The sequence below is a fragment of the Isoptericola maris genome (assembly GCF_048065335.1).
In the GTDB taxonomy this organism is placed as follows: Bacteria; Actinomycetota; Actinomycetes; order Actinomycetales; family Cellulomonadaceae; genus Isoptericola; species Isoptericola rhizosphaerae.
Map to the genome: position 1 here is coordinate 193036 of NZ_JBLUNY010000003.1, position 19991 is coordinate 213026.

Sequence of the window (19991 nt, forward strand, 5' to 3'; positions counted from 1 at the left end):
CGGCGGACGCAAACTATGTCTCAAGCGGTGATCCCCTTAGTCTCTAGGGCGTGAGCGACAACTACGGACAGCAGAGCCCGAGCACCGGCGCGATTGAGCGCGTCGTCGCCCGGCACGAGATGCCCGACCCGTTGCGCGACGACATCCGCCTGCTGGGTGGACTGCTCGGCACCGTGCTGCGCGAGGCCGGCGGACAGGACCTGCTCGACGACGTCGAGCGCCTGCGCGAGCTGACCATCCGCGCCTACGGCGTGGACGACGGCGGAGCGAGCCTCGAGGAGGCCGCCGAGGTCGTCGCGGGGTTCAGCCTCGAGCGTGCCGAGCAGGTGGCCCGCGCCTTCACGTGCTACTTCCACCTGGCGAACCTCGCCGAGGAGTACCACCGCGTGCGGGTGCTGCACCACCGCGAGTCGGAGTCGGGCGCCGCGATCGAGGAGTCGCTCCCCGCGGCGTTCACGCAGCTCACCGAGGAGGTCGGCCGTGAGGAGGCCGTCCGGCGCCTGGGTGAGCTGGAGTTCCGCCCGGTCCTGACGGCCCACCCGACCGAGGCCCGCCGTCGGGCGGTCTCTGGTGCGGTGCGGCGGGTCTCGACGCTGCTCGCCGAGCGCGACACGATGCGTCCGGGCGGCACCTCCCGTACGGAGAACGAGCGGCGCATGCTCGCCGAGATCGACACGATGTGGCGCACCTCCCCGATCCGGGCGTCGAAGCCGACCGTGCTCGACGAGGTCAAGACCGCCATGGGCGTCTTCGACGCGACGATGTTCAGCACGTTCCCCGAGGTGTACCGCCGCCTGGACGACTGGCTGCTGAACGGCGAGGCGGGGGCGCGCGCCCCGATCGCCAAGCCGTTCGTCTACCTGGGGTCGTGGATCGGCGGCGACCGGGACGGCAACCCGAACGTCACCGCGGAGGTCACGCGGCAGGCGGCCACGCTCGCCGCCGAGCACGCTCTGACCGCCCTCGAGCAGGCCGCCCGCACCACGGGCCGCAAGCTGACCCTCGAGGAGGCGACCACCCCGGCGTCGGCCGAGCTCAAGGCCCTGTGGCAGCGGTTCCGTCAGCTCTCGGACGAGCTGACGACGGCCGCCGCCGCGGACTCGCCGAACGAGCCGCACCGCGCGGCGGTCCTCGCGATCGCCGGCCGCATCGCCGCGACCCGCACGCGGGACGCCGACCTCGCCTACCGCCGTCCGGAGGAGCTGGAGGCGGACCTGCGCGTCGTGCAGTCCTCCCTGGTCGAGGCGGGGGCGCAGCGGGCAGCGTTCGGCGACCTGCAGAAGCTCGTGTGGCAGGTGCAGACGTTCGGCTTCCACCTGGCCGAGATCGAGGTGCGCCAGCACTCGCAGGTGCACGCCGCCGCGCTCGACGAGATCGCCGAGAAGGGGATCCACGGCGAGCTGAGCGACCGCACGCGCGAGGTGCTCGACACCTTCCGCGCCCTCGGCGCCGTGCAGAAGCGCTTCGGCGAGCGGGCCGCCCGCCGCTACATCGTCTCGTTCACGCAGGCCCCGGAGCACATGGCGGCCGTGTACCACCTCGCCGAGCTGGCGTTCGACGGCTCGGACGACGCGCCGATCATCGACGCGATCCCGCTGTTCGAGACGTTCGCGGACCTCGAGAACTCGGTCGACATCCTCGAGGCGATGCTCAAGATGCCGCAGGTGCAGCGGCGCCTGGCGGCGAACGGGCGCCGCGTCGAGGTCATGCTCGGCTACTCCGACTCGTCGAAGGACGTCGGGCCCGTCGCGGCGACGCTCGCGCTGCACTCCGCGCAGTCGCGCATCGCCGAGTGGGCGCAGCGCCACGACCTCACGCTGACCCAGTTCCACGGCCGTGGCGGCGCGCTGGGACGCGGCGGCGGCCCGGCGAACCGCGCGGTCCTCGCCCAGCCCCCGCACTCGGTGGACGGCCGGTTCAAGCTCACCGAGCAGGGCGAGGTCATCCTGGCCCGGTACGGCGACCCGACCATCGCGGCGCGGCACATCGAGCAGGTGGCCGCGGCCACGCTGCTCGCCTCGGCGCCGTCGACGGAGAAGCGCAACGCCAGCACGGCCGAACGTTTCTCGGGTCTGGCGACCGCGCTCGACGGGTCCTCGCGCGCGCGCTTCCACGAGCTGGTCCAGTCGGAGGGCTTCCCGCAGTGGTTCGCGGAGGTCACGCCCCTGGAGGAGGTCGGCCTGCTGCCGATCGGCTCCCGCCCGGCCAAGCGTGGCCTCTCGGTGAACTCCCTGGACGACCTGCGCGCCATCCCGTGGGTCTTCTCCTGGTCGCAGGCGCGGATCAACCTGGCCGGCTGGTACGGCCTGGGCACGGCGCTGCGCGAGTTCGGCGACCTGGACGAGCTCCGGGCGGCGTACACCGAGTGGCCGCTGTTCGGCACGCTGCTCGACAACATCGAGATGTCGCTCGCCAAGACGGACGAGCGCATCGCCGCGAAGTACCTGGCTCTCGGTGACCGCGACGACCTCGCCGAGATGGTCCTCGAGGAGCTGCGCCTCACGCGCGAGTGGGTCCTGAAGATCACCGGCAACGAGTGGCCGCTGGCCAGCCGCCGGGTGCTCGGCCGGGCGGTGCAGCTGCGCTCGCCGTACGTGGACGCGTTGTCCCTGCTGCAGGTGCGCGCGCTGCGTGCGCTGCGTACCCAGGGCGCCAGCGAGGGCCTGACGGTCGACGACGGCGACTGGGTCGACGGCGGCTACAAGGACCGCTGGCGCCACCTGCTGCTGCTCACCGTGAACGGCGTGAGCGCCGGCCTGCAGAACACCGGCTGATGACACCGGGGGCGGTCGCGCTCGAGCTGGCGGTGCAGGACGTCGCCGGTGTGGACGTCGCGGCGTCCGTGGGCGCTCGGCGGGTCGAGCTGTGCACCGCCCTCGGAGCGACCGGTGGTGTCACTCCGGGCCCCGGCCTGCTGGCCGCCGCCGTCGAGCGCGCCGCGGCCCCGCCGTCGGGCAGCGTCGTCGAGGTGCACGTCCTGGTGCGGCCGCGGCCGGGCGGTTTCGTCCTGACCGACGGCGAGCTGGACGTGCAGGTGCGCGAGGTCGAGTCGGCCCTGCGTGCGGGGGCGCGCGGCGTCGTCGTCGGCGTGCTCACCCGCTCCGGCGAGGTCGACCTGCCCGCCGTGGCTGAGCTCGTGGCTGCCGCCGACGGCGCCGAGGTGACGTTCCACCGCGCGTTCGACCAGCTCGCGGACCCGGTCGCCGGCCTGGACGCGCTCGCGGCGGTCGGCGTCGCGCGCGTGCTCACCTCGGGTGGGGCCGCACGCTGCGCAGTCGGTGTCGAGCAGCTGCGCTCCTGTGTCACGCACGCCCGCGGTCGGCTCGGCGGCGGCGTCCAGGTCATGGCCGGCGGCGGGGTCCGTGTCGAGGACGTCCCCGCGCTGCGAGACGTCGGTGTCGACGCTGTCCACCTGTCCGCCAAGCGCACGGTGGCCGACGACGGCGGGCCCGGCGGCGGGGGCGGCTCCGGCTACGAGGTGACCGACCCGCACGTGGCGGCCGCAGCGGCCGCCGCCCTCCGCACCCCCTGAGTGTTGGGGGGGGGGGGGGTGGGGGGGGGGGGGCCCGGGGTTGGGGGTGGGGGGGCCCGAAAACCCCCCCCCCACGATTTCTGGCCCGATATGCCCCTTTAGTGCTGGTATTCGACCCAGAAATCGCGCCCACAACGCTGACCGGTCGGCTACCTCGGCGCGTCGAGCGCCTTGAGCACGCGTTCGACGCTGGAGCGGATGCCCCAGCGGTCGGCCAGGGCGTCGAGAGTCTCGGGGTCGTACGGCTCGCGCGGCAGGGTGTCGTCGAACGTCCCCACCGGAGCGTCGGCCGCGACCTGCACGACGGCGGGAGCCACCGCGAGGTAGTCGGCGGCCTCGGCGAGCTTCGCCCGCTGGGTCGGTGTGACGCCCTTGTCCCCGGCCGTCGCGGCCTCGAGCAGGCGCTCCAGCGAGCCGTACCTCTGGAGCAGCTTGGCCGCCGTCTTCTCCCCGATGCCGCGCACCCCCGGAAGCCCGTCCGACGGGTCGCCCCGCAGCACCGCCATCTCGGCGTAGGCGGCTCCCGTCGGCACCCCGTACCTCTCGGCGAGCAGCGCCTGGTCCACGACGTCCGGGTCCCGCACGCCGCGGGCCGGGTAGAGGATCGCCACCCCGGCGGCGTCGTCCACGAGCTGGAACAGGTCGCGATCGCCGGTGACGACAGCGATCCGCGGGCCGGCCGACCGCGGTCCAGGACCGCCGTCGTCGCCACGTGGTGCCGTACCTGTCGCGGCGAGCTCGCGGGCCACCAGCGTCCCGATGACGTCGTCCGCCTCGAAGCCCGGCGCCCCGACACGGGCGATGCCGAGCGCGGCCAGGACGTCGACGATGACGGGCACCTGCGGCACGAGGTCGTCCGGCACCTCCTCGACGTCCGGTCCGTCGTCGCGTCGCTCGGCCACCCGGTGCTCCTTGTAGGAACCGATCGCGTCGACGCGGAACGCGGGCCGCCAGTCGTCGTCCCAGCAGGCGACGAGGCGGTCGGGGCGGTGCTCGGTGACGAGGAACGCGATCATGTCGAGCAGGCCGCGCACCGCGTTGACCGGTCGGCCGTCGGGTGAGCGCAGGGAGCCGGGCAGGCCGAAGTAGGCGCGGAAGTAGAGGCTCGCGGTGTCGAGGAGCAGCAGGCGCATGGGGTCAGCCTCTCAGGCGGCACCGTCACGGGCGGGAGCGGTACTACCTCGCGGGCTCGGTGGGGAGGTGGTCGGGGAGCCCGAACCGGGGGAACCACGTCGACGTGTCGAGGAACGTGGTGATGCCGGTGATGTGGCCGACGCCGTCGTCCTCCAGGACCACGAGACCCCACGGCTCCCACCCGCCGTCGGGGGACGCGCGGTACTGCCCGAACGCCATCGAGCCGTTCGCCCGTACCCGCAGGCAGCGGGAGCCGCGGCACTCGCGGCCCGGTCCCAGCATCCAACGGGCGATCTCGCGCGGACCGGACACCCACAACGTGTACGGCGGCATGTTGAGCACGGCGTCCTCGCGCAGCAGGGCGACGAGGGCCTCCATGTCGTAGCGCTCGAACGCGTCGAGGTAGCGCTCCAGCAGCTCGTCGTCGACCGTGCCCCAGCGGGCCTGGTCGCGTTCCAGCGCCTTCGTGCCCAGCGTGGCGCGTGCCCGCTGCAGCGCGGAGTTCACCGAGGCCACGGTGGTGTCGAGCAGGGTCGCCGTCTCCGCCGCCGACCAGCGCAGCACCTCGCGCAGCACCAGCACCGCCCGCTGGCGGGGCGGGAGGTGCTGCAGGGCGGCGACGAACGCGAGCCGGACCGACTCGCGCCCGACGGCCATCTGCGCCGGGTCGCCCTCACGCGGCAGGACGGCGTCGTCGGGCACGGGCTCGACCCACCGCTCCTCGGGGAGCGTGTCGCCGAAGTTCTCGATCTCGGCCGGCTGCGGGCCGCCGAGCCCCATCGGCCGTTCACGCCGCTTGGTCGCGCCGAGGGCGTCGAAGCACACGTTGGTCGCGATCCGGTAGAGCCAGGACCGCAACGACGACCGCCCCTCGAAGCGGTCGTAGGCGCGCCAGGCGCGCAGCATCGTCTCCTGGACGGCGTCGTCCGCGTCGCCGGCCCCGCCGAGCATCCGGTAGCAGTAGCCCGTGAGCTCCCGCCGGTGCTCCTCGAGGCGCGCTCCGACGTCGGGCGTGCCGCCGACGTCCGTCACCGTCTGTGTCATGTTTCACACGGTAGATCGAGGCTCCGACACCCGCGAGGGGCGCGCACCGAACGGCTAGGTCCGACGACGGCGCGCCTCGTCCCGCGTCCAGGGCAGCACCCGCTCCACGAGCGGCACCGAGCTGGTGGCCGGCGAGGACCGCCGCACCACCGGCACGTTGCCGCTCAGCGGGCGGGCCGTACGGTCGATCTCGAACCACACGGTCTTGCCGGCGCCGACGGCGGCGTGCCGCCCGACGACGTCGCCCTCCTGGTGCTGCTGGACGCCCCACCGGGACGCGAGCCGCTCCAGGAACTGCACCCCTCGCCCGGAGAGGTCCTGCGGCTCCGGCGCGCGCAGGACGGGCGGGCGCGTGCAGCCGTCGCGCACACCCACCCGCAGCCGGCGGTCGTCGACCTCGACGGTCGCCACGATCGGGCCCCGTCCGTGCTCCAGCGCGTTGGTGAGGATCTCGCTGGCCAGCAGCATCGCCGTGCGCCGCTGCTCGGCGTCCACGTCGCACGACTCGAGCACGTCGTCGACCCACCGCCGGGCGGGGCCGAGGTCGCTGAGGATCTCGGCGACCTTGCGCTCGGCGGTGGCGGGTCCGTCCTCGCCGGGCGGTCCGGACGGTGCGGGGACGCGGGCGCGGGCCGCCAGCACCGCGACGTCGTCACGCTGGGCGCGGCCCACGAGCCGCCGGACCAACGCCCGCGGGAGCGCCGCCGTCGCCTCGCCGTGCACGTCGGCGAGCGCCTCGCGCAGGTCGTGCATGCGGTCGGTGATCATGACGCCGCGGCGTTCGACGAGCCCGTCGGTGTACAGCAGGAGCGTGTCCCCGGGCAGGAGCCGTGTGACGTGGTCGAGCCGCTCCGTGCTCGGGTCGACGCCGAGCAGCATGTCGGTGCGGGCGTCGAGCTGCTCGACCGTCCCGTCACGGCGCAGCACCAGCGGGTGCGGGTGGCCGGCGTCGGACCAGGTGAGGGTGTACCCGCGTTCGGGGGTGCCGTCCGGCCCCGTGTCGCCCTGCGGGTGCTCGTCGTGGTCGAGCCGCACGACGATGGCGGTCGCCAGCGCGTGCGGCCCCAGGATGGCGTTCGCCTGGTCGAGGCGGGTGAGCAGCGCCGCCGGGGACTCGTCGTGGCTCCAGGCGAGCGCGCGCAGCATCGACCGGAGCTGGCCCATCTGGGCGGCGGCGCTCACGTCGTGCCCGGTGACGTCGCCGATGGTCAGCACCGCGGTGCGGTCGTCCCGCACGACGGCGTCGTACCAGTCGCCGCCCACCTGGTCGGTGCGGGCGGCAGGCGCGTACGTCGTGGCGATGTCCAGATGGGCGACCTCGGGCGCGTCGGAGAGCAGCGACTCCTGCAGCGTCGTCGCGACCCGCCGTCGGGCCTCCAGCAGCGCGACGCGCTCGAGGGACATCGCGACGTACCGGCTGAGCGTGGTCTCCAGCGCGGCGGTCCCGGCGTCGTGCTCGCGCGCCTCCTCCCACACGCAGACGACGACGCCGATGACGTCGTCGTCCGCGACGACCGGCAGGAACGACCGGGCACCGGTGGTCATCAGGCCGACGTCGACCATGGCGGGGTAGGCCTCGCCCATCTCCTGCTGGTCGCGGTAGAAGAGGGTCCGGCGCTCGCGCACGACGGCGGTGTCCGGCCGGGCCGCGTCGAGGCGGGTCGAGCGCATGGTGTCGGGGAACCCGGGCTCCTGGTGGCCGACCGTCACGTAGCGCAGGTGCCGGCGGTCGGCGTCGACGAGGGCGAGCGAGCACCAGCGCGCACCCATGCCCGTCCCCACCACCTGGGCGATGGTCTCCTCGACCTCCTCCAGCGTGGTCACGCCGGCGAACTGCTCCGAGAGGCCGAGCAGGAACTGTGCACGCTGGTGGGCACGGAACGCGACCTGCTCGGCGCGCCGGGCACGTTCGCGCTCCGCCCGGAGCCGCAGCTCGCCCGAGCACGACGCCGCCAGGTCACCGAGGGTGGCGAGGTCGTCGGAGGTCCAGTGCCGCACCTCGGTGTCCAGGGCCCAGAGGGCGCCGACGATCCTGCCGCGGACGTCTTCGACGGGGAAGCCGGCGACCGCGCGCGTGCCCATCTCCCGTGAGATGTACCGGTGGGCGAAGCGGTCGTCGGCCCGGGTGTCGTCCACGACGAGCGGTGCCCTGGCGGCGACGACGAGGGCGGTCGTGGGGTCGGCGACGTTGATGGTCCGGTCGCGCTGCAGCGCCGGCGGCATGCCGACCGCACCCGGCAGCACCTGCATGCCGTCGGAGAGGACGACGAAGACGGCTGCGGGCACGCCGAGGTTCCGGTGGACGAGCCGCACGATGCGGTCGAACACCTCGTCGGCGATGGACTCGTCCGGTGCGCCACGGAGCAGCGAACCCAGGACCTTGGCCTCGGGCACGGACCCAGTATGGCGTGTGTCGGCGCTTTCTCGTGCTATCGCGGGACCTCGCCGGGTCGTGGCCGCCCAAGTCGTCCCGGCTACCCGTTGCGACCTACGTCACACCGCGCGCACACTGGGAGCAGGAACCGATACGGGGGTGGACTCGTGGTGGGAACCGCTGGAACGTTCGACGCCTTGCCCATGCTGGGCCGTGGCAAGCACCGCAACCCGAAGAAGGGCGCGTGCTTCATGGAGCTCGCGTCGTTCCTCGCCGGGGAGCGCTGGAGCGACCATCCGCAGTGCACGCATCCGCTCCTGGCGATGCTGGCACGAGCGGTGAACGACCTGACCTCGGACCAGGCACGGCCGCGGCTGTCGGCCATGATCCCGTCGGTCATCGGCCTGACGAGCGACGACCCGCACTGGGACGTGCGCATCGCGCTGCGATCCGCTCGGACGGCGCTGCCAGTGGCTCCCGCCGACCGTCAGCAGACCCTGGCCGTGGCGATCTTCGGTGCCGAGCGCATGCTCGACACGCTGGACGGCCGGCCGGAGGGGACGCTGTCGCCCGAGAGCCTGGCCGCGCTGGCCAGTGCGCCGAAGACGGCCGAGTGGGCTCGCCGCTTCTGCGCGGGGACCCACGTCAAGCCGAAGCGGTTCGTGCGCGACGCCGCACCGTCGGTCGTGTCGACGGCGGTCCAGGGCATCAGCGAGGCGTACGTGCCCGACGCCGACGCGCGGCTGCGTGACCTCCTCCAGGCGACCATCGAGGACGCCCGGCGCTGGTCGGGTCTCGACGAGCGTTCGGAGGAGCTGCGGGCGGAGCAGTGGGTCGACGTCGTGCGGCCCGCCGAGGTCTGAGGGCCACGCGACGTCGGGACGTCTGGTAGACCGAGGGGGTGACCGCGAACCCCCTGGACCAGCTCTCCCTGACGGACCTGCGCCGTCGCACCTCGGTCAAGTGGCGCGCCTATCCCGACGACGTGCTGCCGCTCTTCGTCGCGGAGATGGACGTGCCGCAGCCGCCGTTCCTCGTCGAGGCGGTGCGGCGCGCCCTCGAGCTCGGTGACACCGGCTACGACGTCGGCACCGGCTACGCCAAAGCGCTCGCGCCGTTCGCCGACCGGCGCTGGGGCTGGACGCCCGACGAGCACACCAGCCGCACGCTGCCCGACGTCATGGTCGCCGTCGTCGAGATCCTGCGCGTGCTCACCGCACCGGGTGACGCCGTCGTGGTGACCCCGCCCGTCTACCAGCCGTTCTACGCGTACAGCCGCCATGAGGGACGCCAGGTCGTGGAGGCGCCGCTCGACGCCGCCGGTCGGCTCGACCTCGGCACGCTGGAGGCCGCGTTCAAGGTGGCCACCGGATACTCGGGGCACGACCCGTCGAACGGTCGACCCGGTTCGGGCCGCCGGGCAGTGCTGCTGCTGTGCAACCCGCACAACCCGACCGGCACCGTGCACACGCGCGCCGAGCTCGAGGCGGTGCTGACGCTCGCAGACCGGTACGGCGTCCGGGTCGTGGCCGACGAGATCCACGCACCCTTCACCTTCGCCGACCTGGTCGACGGCGCCGCACCTTTCACGCCGCTGCTCTCCGTCGCGGGGAGCGAGAGGGCGATCGCCGTGCACTCGGCGTCGAAGGCTTTCAACCTCGCGGGGCTGCGGGCCGCGACAGCGGTGGGCGGCACCGCGGCGGCGGACGACCTGCGGCGCATCCCCGAGATCGCCGGGCACGCCGTCAACCACCTCGCGGTGATCGCGCACGCCGCGGCGTACACCGACGGTGACGAATGGCTCGACGCGCTGCGGGCGGGGATCGTGCGCAACCGGGAGCTGGTGACGGGGCTGCTGGCCGAGCAGGCGCCGGCGGTGCAGGTCCGGCCGGCGGACGGCACCTACCTGATGTGGCTGGACGTGCGGGACGCGGTGCCCGAGGGCGCCGACCCGCACCACCACGTGCTGCGCACCGCGCGGGTGGCTCTCGGGGACGGCCGGCACTTCGGTTCCGGGGGCGAGGGCATGCTGCGGCTGAACCTGGCGGCGTCGGCTGAGACGCTCACCGAGGCCGTGAGCCGCCTCGCCCCCGCCCTCACCCCGAGGTAGTACGGCGAGGTAGTACCGGACCCGAGCGATCTACCTGCCCGTGCCGTGCCGGCCGAGCGCGGACATCAGCTTCGCCGCGCCGCCCCCGGAGTTCAGCGCGCCCTTCACCGACCGGTGGTTCGCCCCCCGCATCCGCGAGTTCTTCAAGCCCTTGAGCGACCGGACCTTCTCGTCGCGGGCCCGCATGTCGTTCGTGACGGTCCGCGTGCGCGACTCGTGCTGGTAGCGCTTGTCGGTGTTGCGGTACCGCAGGTACATGACGGCGTAGAACACGAAGCCGGCGGCGAAGAACAGCAGGCCGACGCTCGACCAGTCGCCGGAGTCGGTGGAGGCGAGGACCGTCACCTCGGCGAGGCGGGTCACAGGATCGCCCCCAGCGCGAGGATGATCGTGCCGACCACGATCCCGGCGACCTCGACCGCCGCGGACGTCAGGAGCAGGCGCGGATAGTTGATCGGCACGCTGCCCATCACGGAGCCGGTGCGGCCGTTGACCGCGACGTAGTGCACCATCGACCGGCCGTCCTTCTTCTCCTGGTGATAGCTGTAGAGCCAGACCGGCAGGTAGGCCGACACCCAGCGCTGACCCTTCACGGTGAGCTGCTCGTGGTCCCACCGCACGCCGCGGTCGTAGAAGCCGAGGGTGCTGTGGGCGGCGTGCCGGGCGACGTCCGTCGACTGCGCGTCCACGATCGGCGCCAGGTCGGCGACGTTGGTGTCGCGACGCTCCGAGGTGAACCCCGCGAGGTAGTTCGAGTCGTAGGTCACCGCGTTCTCGAGGTCGAACGGCCGGATCGCGTTGATGACGTTGTTCGAGGTGCTGGACCGCTGGTCGAGGCGCTCCCGCGACGAGACGACGGCGAGGTCGTGGATCTCGACGTCGAAGTCCCGGCCGACGTCGTACAGGTCGGCGTCGTAGCGCGTCTCGGAGCGGTCGTCGCTCACCTTCACGGAGTAGCGACGGGTCTGGTGCTCGCCCTGGCCGGTGAACGACGCGTGGGCGTTGACGTCCACGACCATGTACGGCAGGTAGGCGCCCAGCACGTTCTCCGGGTTGAACTCCTCACGGAACCGCGGGTGCGCGAAGAACCGCCGCTTGCGCACGAACTGTGCGATCTGCTCGACGGCGCGCTCCTTCGGCAGGCTGAAGGGCAGCACCATGTCCGGCACGGCGCCGTTGGGCACCTGCTCGTTCATCGACAGCTTGTTGCGGCACCAGTGGCAGCGCGCCTGGGTGCCGCTCGCTGTGTCGATGACGATCTCCGCACCGCACGCGCCGCACTTGAACGTCAGCACCACCTCGGCGGACGGCACGATGTCCGCCGAGCCGGAGCCCATGGTGACGCCCGTGAGCTGGTCGACGCCCTGGTCGAGGGCGAACGCCTCGTTCGCGTTGGGCGTCGACCACTCGTCCCGGCAGAAGCTGCAGCGCAGCATCCCCGAGCCGATGTTGAGGGCGATCTGGGTCGCCCCGCACCGTGGGCACTTGCTGAGCCCGGAGGCCGCGTCAGCGTCGGTCCGCAGGACCTGCGGGGTACCGTCCGCCTGCCGGTCGTCGCTCTCGTCCCGCCGCTCCGTCGCGGGTTCGGTCATGTCCGCCATCCGTCAGAGACCGAGCGCCTTCTTCTTGGCCGCGTCGTAGTCCTCCTGGGTGATGAGGCCTGCGTCGAGCATCTCCTTGAACTTGGTGAGCTGCGCCATCGGGTCCTCCGTGGGCGGCGCGGGGGGCGCCGGCGGAGCCTGCTGCGCGCTCGGCTGCTGGAAGCCCGGTTCGGTCGGCTGCTGGAGACCGCCCATGGCGCCTCCCGCGGCGTTCATGCCCATGCCGAGGAAGGCCATGCCGGCCGCCCCGCCGTCCGGGTTTTCCCCGGCGGCCTGGAACCCGCGGGCGGCGGCCTGCTGCATGAACGAGTTGCCCCGTGCGCCGCCCAGGGCGTCGGCCTTCTTGACGTCGGAGAGCAGCTTGCGCGTGTCCTCGTCGTACTCGATCGCCTGCAGCGCGACCTTGACGATGCTCAGCCCGCGGTCGGAGGTCCAGCTGTAGCCCTCCTCGACGGCGTGGCTCAGCGACTGCGCGAAGCCGACCGCGTCGCCCTGGATGCGCGCGATGCGGTTCCCCTTGCCGGGGTCGTTCGTGTAGTGCGAGAACGCCGCGGCCAACGATCCGACGAGCTCGTTGAAGAGCTGGCTGGCGGCGTCGTTGTCCAGGTCGCTGAAGTCGAAGACCTTGGCGTCGTGGCCCAGGTAGGTCAGCGGCACGAAGTTCTTGATGAGCAGGATCGGGTCCACGATCCGCAGCGTGTAGCTGCCACGGGTGATCGCTCCGACCTGGGCCCGCAGGTAGGCGTCGTCCCAGTAGATCTCGGACTGGGTGCCGAACCGGTTGTTCGGGATCTCCTTGAGGTTCACGTAGAACGCGAGCTGCTGCGACCCGGGCTGCCCGCCGAACTTGAAACGCTCCCACGAGGTCTTCACCGTCGAGGAGAGCAGGCCGTCCCCGGCGAACACCGAGGCGGAGTTCTGGTCCTCGGACGTGTAGACGTACCCGCCCGGCTCACCGACGAACCCGGTGAGGCCGCCGTCCTGGAACGTCACGAGCGCGTAGCCCTCGGGCACGACGATGCGCGAACCGTTGGTGATGATGTGCTCGGAGGCCTGGGTGTTGGATCCGCGCCCGGCGTTACGGCCCTGGGCGACGGCGGGGAAGATGGCCGCTGTCGGCGCCAGGCCGCGCGGCGGGACCAGGAAGTCCTTCCACTGGTCGGCGAACGTGCCGCCGAGAGCGCCGGCGAAGGCCTTGATGAATCCCATGCGTGTCCTCGATGTCGTTCCGCTGTCGTGCTCCGGCACTGGCCACCGACGACCGTATCGTCCCTCGGTCGCCCGGTGTTCGGACGCGCCGGAATCCGGCACATTTCACCCGGGACGTCACGACCCGCCCGTCGGCACGATCCGCCCCGCACCGCCGTGCCGCGCTACTCTCCGTGCGTGCGCCGTCGGACATCGATCACCGTGACCGCCCTCCTGACTCCTGCCGTCGTGATCGCGCTGGCGGCCTGTACCGGCGCGGACCGACCACCGGCGTCCGACGCGGCCGGCACGCTCGCCACGGCGCTCGCCGGGCTCGACCTGACGGACGTGCCGCTCGCGACGGACACGTCGGCAGACCCGCAGGCGCACCTGCTCGAGGTGACGGAGCCGCTCGTCGAGGTCGCCGAGGCGGCCGGCGGCGAACCCGCCGTGACGGTCGCGGAGGTCACCGAGGTGGCCGAGGACTCCGACGACGCCCCGCCCACCGCGGAGGTCACGCTCGCCTGGTCCTGGCCGCTCGACGGTGACCGGACCTGGGAGTACACGACCACGACGGAGCTGGTCTGGGCCGCGCCGCCGGAGGGATCCGAGGGACCGGGCACCTGGCAGACGCAGTGGGACACCGACCTCGTGGTGCCGGGACTGGGAGCGGGTGAGCGGATCGCGGTCGAGGAGGTGCCGGCCGGGCGCGGGGACGTCCTCGACATCGACGACGAGCCGCTCGTGACCGAGCGGGACGTCTGGCGGGTCGGCATCGACAAGACGCGTCTCGAGAACGGCGAGCTGGCGACGCAGGCCCGCCGGCTCGGCGAGCTGATCTGGAGGGAGCCGGACGACTACGTCGCGCGCGTGGAGGCCGCGGGCGACAAGGCGTTCGTCGAGGCGATCACGGTCCGCCAGGAGGATCCGGGCATCGACTTCTCGGTGGCGGACGCCCGGGACATCGACGGCGTCAACGTCGTCGCGGACACGATGGAGCTCGGGCCCACGTCGACGTTCGCCCTGCCGCTCCTCGGACGGTCCGGGGAGGCGACGGCCGAGATCATCGAGGAGTCCGACGGCGCGATCGCCGCGGGCGACGTCGTCGGGCTGTCCGGGCTGCAGCGGCACTACGACGAGCAGCTCCGCGGGACCCGTGGGCTGGCCGTGAACATCGTGCCGTCGGAGGGCGACGCCGAGGACGGCGAGGAGCCGCGCGAGCTCTTCCGGGTCGAGCCCACCGACGGCGCCGACGTCGCAACCACGCTCGACCCCGACCTGCAGATGCTCGCGGAGAGCACCCTGAACGGCGTCGAGCCGGCCAGCGCGATCGTCGCGATACGGCCCTCCACCGGTGACGTGCTCGCGGCGGCGAGCGGCCCGGGCAGCGAGGGGTGGTCGACGGCGACGCTCGGCCAGTACCCGCCGGGCTCCACGTTCAAGGTGGCCACGGCGCTCGCGCTGCTGCGCAACGGCACCTCTCCGGCGGACTCCGTGCGGTGCCCGGAGGAGATCACCGTGGACGGCCGCACCTACTCGAACGTGCCGGGCTACCCGTCGTCGGCCTCGGGCAAGGTCCCCTTCGCGACGGCGTTCGCGCACTCCTGCAACACGGCCTTCATCGGGTCGGCCGACGCGGTGTCCCAGGCCGATCTCGCGACCGCGGGCGCGGACCTGGGTCTCGGCACGTCGACGAGGTTCGACCAGGCGCCGGTGTTCACCGGTGCGGTGCCGGACGAGGCGTCGCAGACGGGGCACGCGGAGTCCGCCATCGGGCAGGGCAAGGTGCTGGCCTCGCCGCTGGGCATGGCGACCGTGGCGGCGAGCGTCGCCGCGGGGGAGCGGGTCGAGCCGAGGATCGTCCGGTCGGTGACGGGCGCCGACGGCGCCGAGGTCGACACGGACGGGGAGCCGACGGCGTCGGAGGAGGCCGCCGAGGAGACGTCCGAGGAGGAGGCGCCGGCGGGCGACGGGCTGACCGAGGCGGAGGCGGCCGACCTGCTCGAGCTCATGGGTGGCGTGGTCACGGACGGCAGCGCGTCGGTGCTGGCCGACATCGAGGACGTCGTGGGGGCCAAGACCGGTACGGCGCAGTACGGCGACGGGTCGCGCCAGCACGTGTGGATGCTGGCGGTCGCGGACGACCTCGCGGTGGCGGTGTTCGTGGAGGACGGCGAGTACGGGTCGACGACGGCGGGGCCGCTGATGGTGGAGTTCCTCGAGGGTCGCTGACCCGCACCCGCACGCACCCGGACCCGCGGGTCAGACGCCCGAGGGGCTCACGGCCGGTAGCCGGCGTCGACGCACATCCGCTCGACGACCTCGGTGGCCTCGACCACGTCCGCCGGGTCCGCCGACCCACCGTCGAGCGAGACGCCGAACGGCTTCTGGACGCTCTTCAGGAGCATGGCCGGCCCGGGCTCGGCATCGCTGATCTGGCCGCCCAGGCGGTCGTGGATGGTGGTGAGCTCCACGGTGTTCTCGGCGGTCGCCGGGTAGGCGACCTCCGAGCCCCACCGCTTGATGCGCTTGCTGATCGACAGCTTGCCGCCGACGTAGAAGCTGCGGCACGTGGTCAGAGGGTCGACGCTCTCGGGCCCCGCGGCGGCTTCCGCGGCGACCTCCGCGCTGGGGGAGTTCTCGGCGACCGGTCCGTCGGCGGCCAGCCCGGCGCACGAGGAGAGCAGCAGGGCGGCAGCGACGGCCGCGGCGGCGGCGGCGAGTGAGCGCATGGAGGGATTCGACTACGCGGGACCCCCGGCAGGCAACAATCGGTGCCCGACTGTGCCGAGGGTCACGTCGTGGCGAACCGCGCGCCACGTTCGACGACCTGCCCCGCGCCCCTCCCGCCGTCGGCCGCCGCGTCCCAGGTGTAGACCTCCGTGCCGGTCACGAAGACGTGCTCGGCGCGGGACGTCACGTCCAGGGGATCGCCGGACCAGACGACGACGTCGCCGTCCAGGCCGGGGCGCAGCGACCCGACGCGCTCGTCCAGGCCGAGGAACGCCGCCGGGTTGACGGTGAGCGCCTCGAGCGCCACCTGCCGGTCGAGCCCCTCCTTGACGGCCAGCGAGGCCTGGTGCACCAGGAAGTTGATCGGGACCACCGGGTGGTCCGTGGTGATGGCGACCCGCACGCCGGCCTCCGCCAGCCGGGCGAGGCCGGCGATCGCCCGGTTGCGCAGCTCGACCTTGGTGCGCGTGGTGAACATCGGGCCGAAGATGACGGGGACGTCCCGCTCGGCCAGGACGTCGGCGACCGCGGCGCCGTCCGTGCCGTGATTGATGACCAGGCGGTAGCCGAACTCGTCGGCGAGCCGCAGGGCGGTCGCGATGTCGTCGGCACGGTGCACGTGCTGGTCCCAGACGAGCTCGCCGTCGAGCACGCGGGCCAGCGCCTCCTTCGCGAGGTCGCGGGCGAACGGTTCCCCCTTGGTCTCGGCGGCGGTGCGGGCGGCGGCATAGTGCTGCGCCGCGACGAAGGCCTGGCGGATGACGGCGGCGACCCCGAGCCGGGTGGACGGGAGCTTCTTCTGGTCGCCGTACACGCGCTTGGGGTTCTCGCCGAGGGCGGACTTCACCGAGACGGCCTCGGCGAGGAGCTGCTCGTCGACGGTGCGCCCGCCCCACGTCTTGATCGCGACGGTCTGCCCACCGATGGGGTTGCCGGAGCCGGGCTTGACGACCACGGACGTCACCCCGCCCCCGAGCGCGTCACGGAATCCCTCGTCCTCGATGTTGATCGCGTCGAGGGCACGCAGCGCGGCACCGTCGGGGTGGGTCATCTCGTTGGTGTCGTCGCCGGCCCAGCCCTCGGACTCCTCGTGCACGCCGAGGTGGCCGTGCGACTCGACGAACCCGGGCAGCACCCAGCGGCCGCCCACGTCGAGGGTGCGCACGCCGTCGGGCACGGTGACGTCCGCGCCGACGGCGGTGATGGTGCCGTCGGTGACGAGCACGGTGCCGCCGTCGACCGGGTCGCCGACCACCGGGACCACGTAGGCGTTGGTGAGGGCGACGGAGCTGCGGGTGGTGCCCGGGGAGCCGGGCCGTGTGGTGGAGGTCATCGCCCCATCCTGCCCGCTCCGGGCTCACGCCTCGGGGACGTTCTCCTCGATCTCGCGCAGCCATGCCGCGGGCGACGCGTCCGAGGGCATCCGCCAGTCCCCGCGCGGTGACATCGTGCCGCCCGGGGAGACCTTCGGTCCGTTCGGCAGGGCGGTGCGCTTGAACTGCGAGGCGAAGAACCGCCGGAAGAACACGAGCATCCACCTCCGGATGTCCGCGAGGTCGTAGGCGGAGCGCTCGTCGTGCGGGTAGTTCGGCGGCCAGTCGCCGACGGACGCGTCGCGCCACGCGTGCCAGGCCAGGAACGCGATCTTGGACGGTCGCAGGCCGTGCCGCAGCGTCCAGTACAGCGTGAGGTCCTGCAGCGCGTACGGTCCCACCATCGCCTCGGTGGACTGCGGCGTCTCGCCCTCACCGACCGGGACCAGCTCGGGGCTGATCTCCTGCACCACGACCTCGCGCAGCACGTCACCCACCTCGGCGGGGAAGTCGCCGGAGTCGGCCACCCAGCGGATGAGGTGCTGGATCAGCGTCTTCGGCACCCCGGTGTTCACCGCGTAGTGCGACATCTGGTCGCCCACGCCGTACGTGCACCAGCCGAGCGCCAGCTCGGACAGGTCACCCGTGCCCAGCACGATCCCGCCGCGGTGGTTCGCGATCCGGAACAGGTAGTCGGTGCGCAGCCCGGCCTGGACGTTCTCGAACGTCACGTCGTATACCGGCTCGCCGTCGCCCGCCGGGTGGCCGAGGTCGCGCAGCATCTGCGTCGCCGCGGGCCGGATGTCCAGCTCCTCGAACCCCACGCCGAGGGAGCGTGCCAGCCGGGTCGCGCGGTCCTTCGTCGCGGACGACGTCGCGAACCCCGGCATCGTGATCGCGTGCACGTCGGTGCGGGGCCGGCCCAGCCGGTCCATCGCCCTGGCGGCGACGACGAGGGCGTGCGTGGAGTCCAGGCCGCCGGAGACGCCGACGATCACCTTCGGCCGCCCGATGGCCTGCAACCGCTTCTCCAGTCCCGTGACCTGGATGTTGTACGCCTCGTAGCAGTCGAGCGCGAGGCGCGCGGCGTCGTCGGGCACGAACGGGAAACGGTCCACCTTGCGCCGCAGGCCCAGGTCGCCCGACGGCGGACCCACCTCCCACTCGACGGTGCGGAAGCCCTGGACGCGCTCGCCCAGGCCTCGCCGGTTGTCGTCGAACGTCCCCTGCCGCAGGCGGTCCTGGCGCAGCCGGTCGAGGTCGACGTCCGCGACGGCGCGCCGCGGCCCGTCCGGGAACCGTTCGGTCTCGGCCAGCAGGTCGCCGGCCTCGTAGACCATCGTCTGCCCGTCCCACGACAGGTCCGTGGTGGACTCGCCCTGCGCCGCGGCGGCGTACACGTACGCGGCCAGGCAGCGCGACGACGCCGAGCGGACCATGAGCCGCCGGTCCTCGGCGCGGGCGATCGTGATGGGGCTGGCGGACAGGTTGAGCAGGACCGTGGCGCCGGCCAGGGCCGCCTCGGCGGACGGCGGCACGGGCACCCACATGTCCTCGCACACCTCGACGTGCACCGTCAGGCCGGCGACGTCCGCGGCGCGGAACAGCAGGTCCGGGCCGAACGGGACGTCGTCGTCGGCGAACGGCAGCCGCACGGTGCCGCCGCGGTGGTCCGCCCCGGCCGCGAACCACCGCGACTCGTAGAACTCGCGGTAGGTGGGCAGGTACGACTTGGGCGCGACGCCGAGCACCCGGCCGCCCTGGACGACGACGGCGCAGTTCAGCACGCGCCCGTCGACCTCCACCGGCGCGCCCACCACGAGCAGCGGGCGCAGGTCGGCGCTCGCGGCGACGATCAGTGCCAGCGCGTCGGCCACGGCCTCCAGCAGCGTGTCGGCCAGGTGGAGGTCGTCCAGCGCGTAGCCCGACACCGACAGCTCCGGGAAGACCGCCACGGCGACACCCTCGTCGTGGCAGGCCCGCGCCTCGGCGAGGATCACGGCCGCGTTGGCGGCGGGGTCGGCGACCGTCACGGGCACGGTGCAGGCGGCGACACGGGCGAAGCCGTGGGCGTAGGCGTTGCGGAAGTCCACCCTCCGAGTGTGCCCGACGTCGTGCCTCCGTGTTCGCCGGGGGCGGCGCGGCCCGGATATGGTCGCACCGTGGCGCAGAAACCAGCGGGCTCCGACCCCGCTCCTCGACCCTCCGGCCCACGCTCGTCGAACGACTCCGGGCCCGCCTGGACGCCGGTGCGCAAGAACCGTGGCCGCGTCGTCGCGGCGATCGTGGCCCTCGCGATGCTGCTGACGGCGGTCGGGGGCGCGGCGGTGGGCATCCTGGCGGCTTCACCGGCGAGCGCGCACGACCGCCTGGTGTCGTCGGACCCGGCGGACGGCGACGAGCTCGACGCGCCGGTCGACACCCTCACGCTGACCTACAGCGCCGTGATCATCCCGGACGGCACCCAGGTGCGCGTCAGCACGCCGTCGGGCGAGGTCGACGCGGAGGTCGCCGTCGACGGCGAGACCGTCACCGCGACGTTCGACCCGTCCGACGAGGGCGGCGAGCACGTGGTGCAGTGGCGCGTCGTCTCCGCGGACGGCCACCCCATCGAGGGCGAGTTCTCCTACACCGTCGCGGCGCCGGCCGAGCCCGCCGACGAGCCGAGCGACGAGCCCGCCGACGAGCCCGCCGACGAGCCGGTGGCCGAGCCCACTGCCGAGCCCACCCCCGAGGTGTCGGAGCCGGTGGCAGGCGGGGCGGACGCGGCCGCCGACGAGGCCGGCTCGGGCAGCGCGATGCCGCTCGTCTACGGTGCCGTCCTGGTGGTCCTGATCGGTACGGCGGCCGTGCTCGTCACCCGGTCGCGCCGACGGCTGCACGAGTCCGTCGAGCCCGGCCCGCGGGACGGTCCGCAGGTCTGAACCAGCCGTCCGTGCGGCCTGCGAGCCACGCCGAAGGG

Annotated in this window: 15 protein-coding genes; 6 read left to right on the forward strand and 9 right to left on the reverse strand. The window is 73.2% G+C overall.

What is annotated here, in order from left to right:
• The first annotated feature begins 119 nt into the window (after positions 1-119).
• The gene (locus tag ACH5HR_RS07575; RefSeq protein ID WP_402376765.1) at positions 120-2774 is read left to right on the forward strand and encodes a phosphoenolpyruvate carboxylase; all 2655 of its coding nucleotides are present in this window, start codon (positions 120-122) and stop codon (positions 2772-2774) included.
• Complete coding sequence (locus tag ACH5HR_RS07580) at positions 2774-3532, forward strand: copper homeostasis protein CutC (protein WP_416477165.1); 759 nt, start codon at positions 2774-2776, stop codon at positions 3530-3532. The genes ACH5HR_RS07575 and ACH5HR_RS07580 overlap by 1 nt, the downstream gene beginning before the upstream one ends.
• 149 nt (positions 3533-3681) lie before the next feature.
• Here ACH5HR_RS07580 and ACH5HR_RS07585 read toward each other — a convergent pair whose 3' ends face one another.
• Genes ACH5HR_RS07585 through ACH5HR_RS07595 form a run of 3 tightly spaced genes read right to left on the reverse strand, consistent with a single transcriptional unit; the run spans position 3682 to position 8104 of the window.
• Positions 3682-4665 carry a 5'-3' exonuclease gene (locus tag ACH5HR_RS07585; protein WP_416477167.1) on the reverse strand — a complete coding sequence of 328 codons (984 nt, stop codon included), beginning with the start codon at positions 4663-4665 and terminating at the stop codon, positions 3682-3684.
• Positions 4666-4708: 43 nt separating this feature from the next.
• Positions 4709-5710, reverse strand: a complete 1002-nt coding sequence (locus ACH5HR_RS07590; protein WP_416477169.1) for a sigma-70 family RNA polymerase sigma factor — start codon at positions 5708-5710, stop codon at positions 4709-4711.
• A gap of 54 nt (positions 5711-5764) precedes the next feature.
• On the reverse strand, positions 5765-8104 hold the full coding sequence (locus ACH5HR_RS07595) for a SpoIIE family protein phosphatase (protein WP_416477170.1): 2340 nt from the start codon (positions 8102-8104) through the stop codon (positions 5765-5767).
• Between the two features lie 150 nt (positions 8105-8254).
• Here ACH5HR_RS07595 and ACH5HR_RS07600 point away from each other — a divergent pair, with 150 nt between their 5' ends.
• Positions 8255-8947: a hypothetical protein gene (locus ACH5HR_RS07600; RefSeq protein ID WP_416477172.1), complete on the forward strand. Its 693-nt coding sequence runs from the start codon at positions 8255-8257 to the stop codon at positions 8945-8947.
• Positions 8948-8985: 38 nt separating this feature from the next.
• Positions 8986-10194 (forward strand): MalY/PatB family protein, encoded by a 1209-nt coding sequence (locus tag ACH5HR_RS07605; protein WP_416477173.1) that lies wholly within the window; start codon positions 8986-8988, stop codon positions 10192-10194.
• Between the two features lie 30 nt (positions 10195-10224).
• On the opposite strand, the gene ACH5HR_RS07610 is transcribed toward ACH5HR_RS07605, so the two are convergent.
• From ACH5HR_RS07610 to ACH5HR_RS07620, 3 genes are read right to left on the reverse strand one after another with little or no spacing between them, the layout of a single operon-like run.
• Positions 10225-10557, reverse strand: coding sequence for a hypothetical protein (locus ACH5HR_RS07610; protein WP_402376517.1), 333 nt, complete (start codon positions 10555-10557; stop codon positions 10225-10227).
• Positions 10554-11786, reverse strand: a complete 1233-nt coding sequence (locus tag ACH5HR_RS07615) for a TFIIB-type zinc ribbon-containing protein (RefSeq protein WP_416477175.1) — start codon at positions 11784-11786, stop codon at positions 10554-10556. The genes ACH5HR_RS07610 and ACH5HR_RS07615 overlap by 4 nt, the downstream gene beginning before the upstream one ends.
• A gap of 12 nt (positions 11787-11798) precedes the next feature.
• Entirely contained in the window at positions 11799-13004 is a 1206-nt protein-coding gene (locus ACH5HR_RS07620) for an SPFH domain-containing protein (RefSeq protein ID WP_402376513.1), read from the reverse strand.
• Between the two features lie 177 nt (positions 13005-13181).
• Here ACH5HR_RS07620 and ACH5HR_RS07625 point away from each other — a divergent pair, with 177 nt between their 5' ends.
• Positions 13182-15215 (forward strand): penicillin-binding transpeptidase domain-containing protein, encoded by a 2034-nt coding sequence (locus tag ACH5HR_RS07625; protein ID WP_416477177.1) that lies wholly within the window; start codon positions 13182-13184, stop codon positions 15213-15215.
• Between the two features lie 47 nt (positions 15216-15262).
• Here the strand turns inward: ACH5HR_RS07625 and ACH5HR_RS07630 are convergent, their stop codons facing one another.
• The 3 genes from ACH5HR_RS07630 to ACH5HR_RS07640 form a co-directional block, all read right to left on the reverse strand.
• Positions 15263-15715, reverse strand: coding sequence for a hypothetical protein (locus tag ACH5HR_RS07630; RefSeq protein ID WP_416477178.1), 453 nt, complete (start codon positions 15713-15715; stop codon positions 15263-15265).
• A 62-nt stretch (positions 15716-15777) separates the two neighbouring features.
• A complete protein-coding gene (locus ACH5HR_RS07635) occupies positions 15778-17049 on the reverse strand; it encodes an amidohydrolase (RefSeq protein ID WP_416477179.1) in 1272 nt (423 codons plus the stop codon).
• A gap of 24 nt (positions 17050-17073) precedes the next feature.
• Positions 17074-19122, reverse strand: coding sequence for an NAD(+) synthase (locus tag ACH5HR_RS07640; RefSeq protein WP_416477180.1), 2049 nt, complete (start codon positions 19120-19122; stop codon positions 17074-17076).
• Between the two features lie 69 nt (positions 19123-19191).
• Between ACH5HR_RS07640 and ACH5HR_RS07645 the strand changes: the two genes are divergently transcribed.
• Positions 19192-19953: a copper resistance protein CopC gene (locus ACH5HR_RS07645; RefSeq protein ID WP_416477181.1), complete on the forward strand. Its 762-nt coding sequence runs from the start codon at positions 19192-19194 to the stop codon at positions 19951-19953.
• Positions 19954-19991 lie beyond the last annotated feature (38 nt).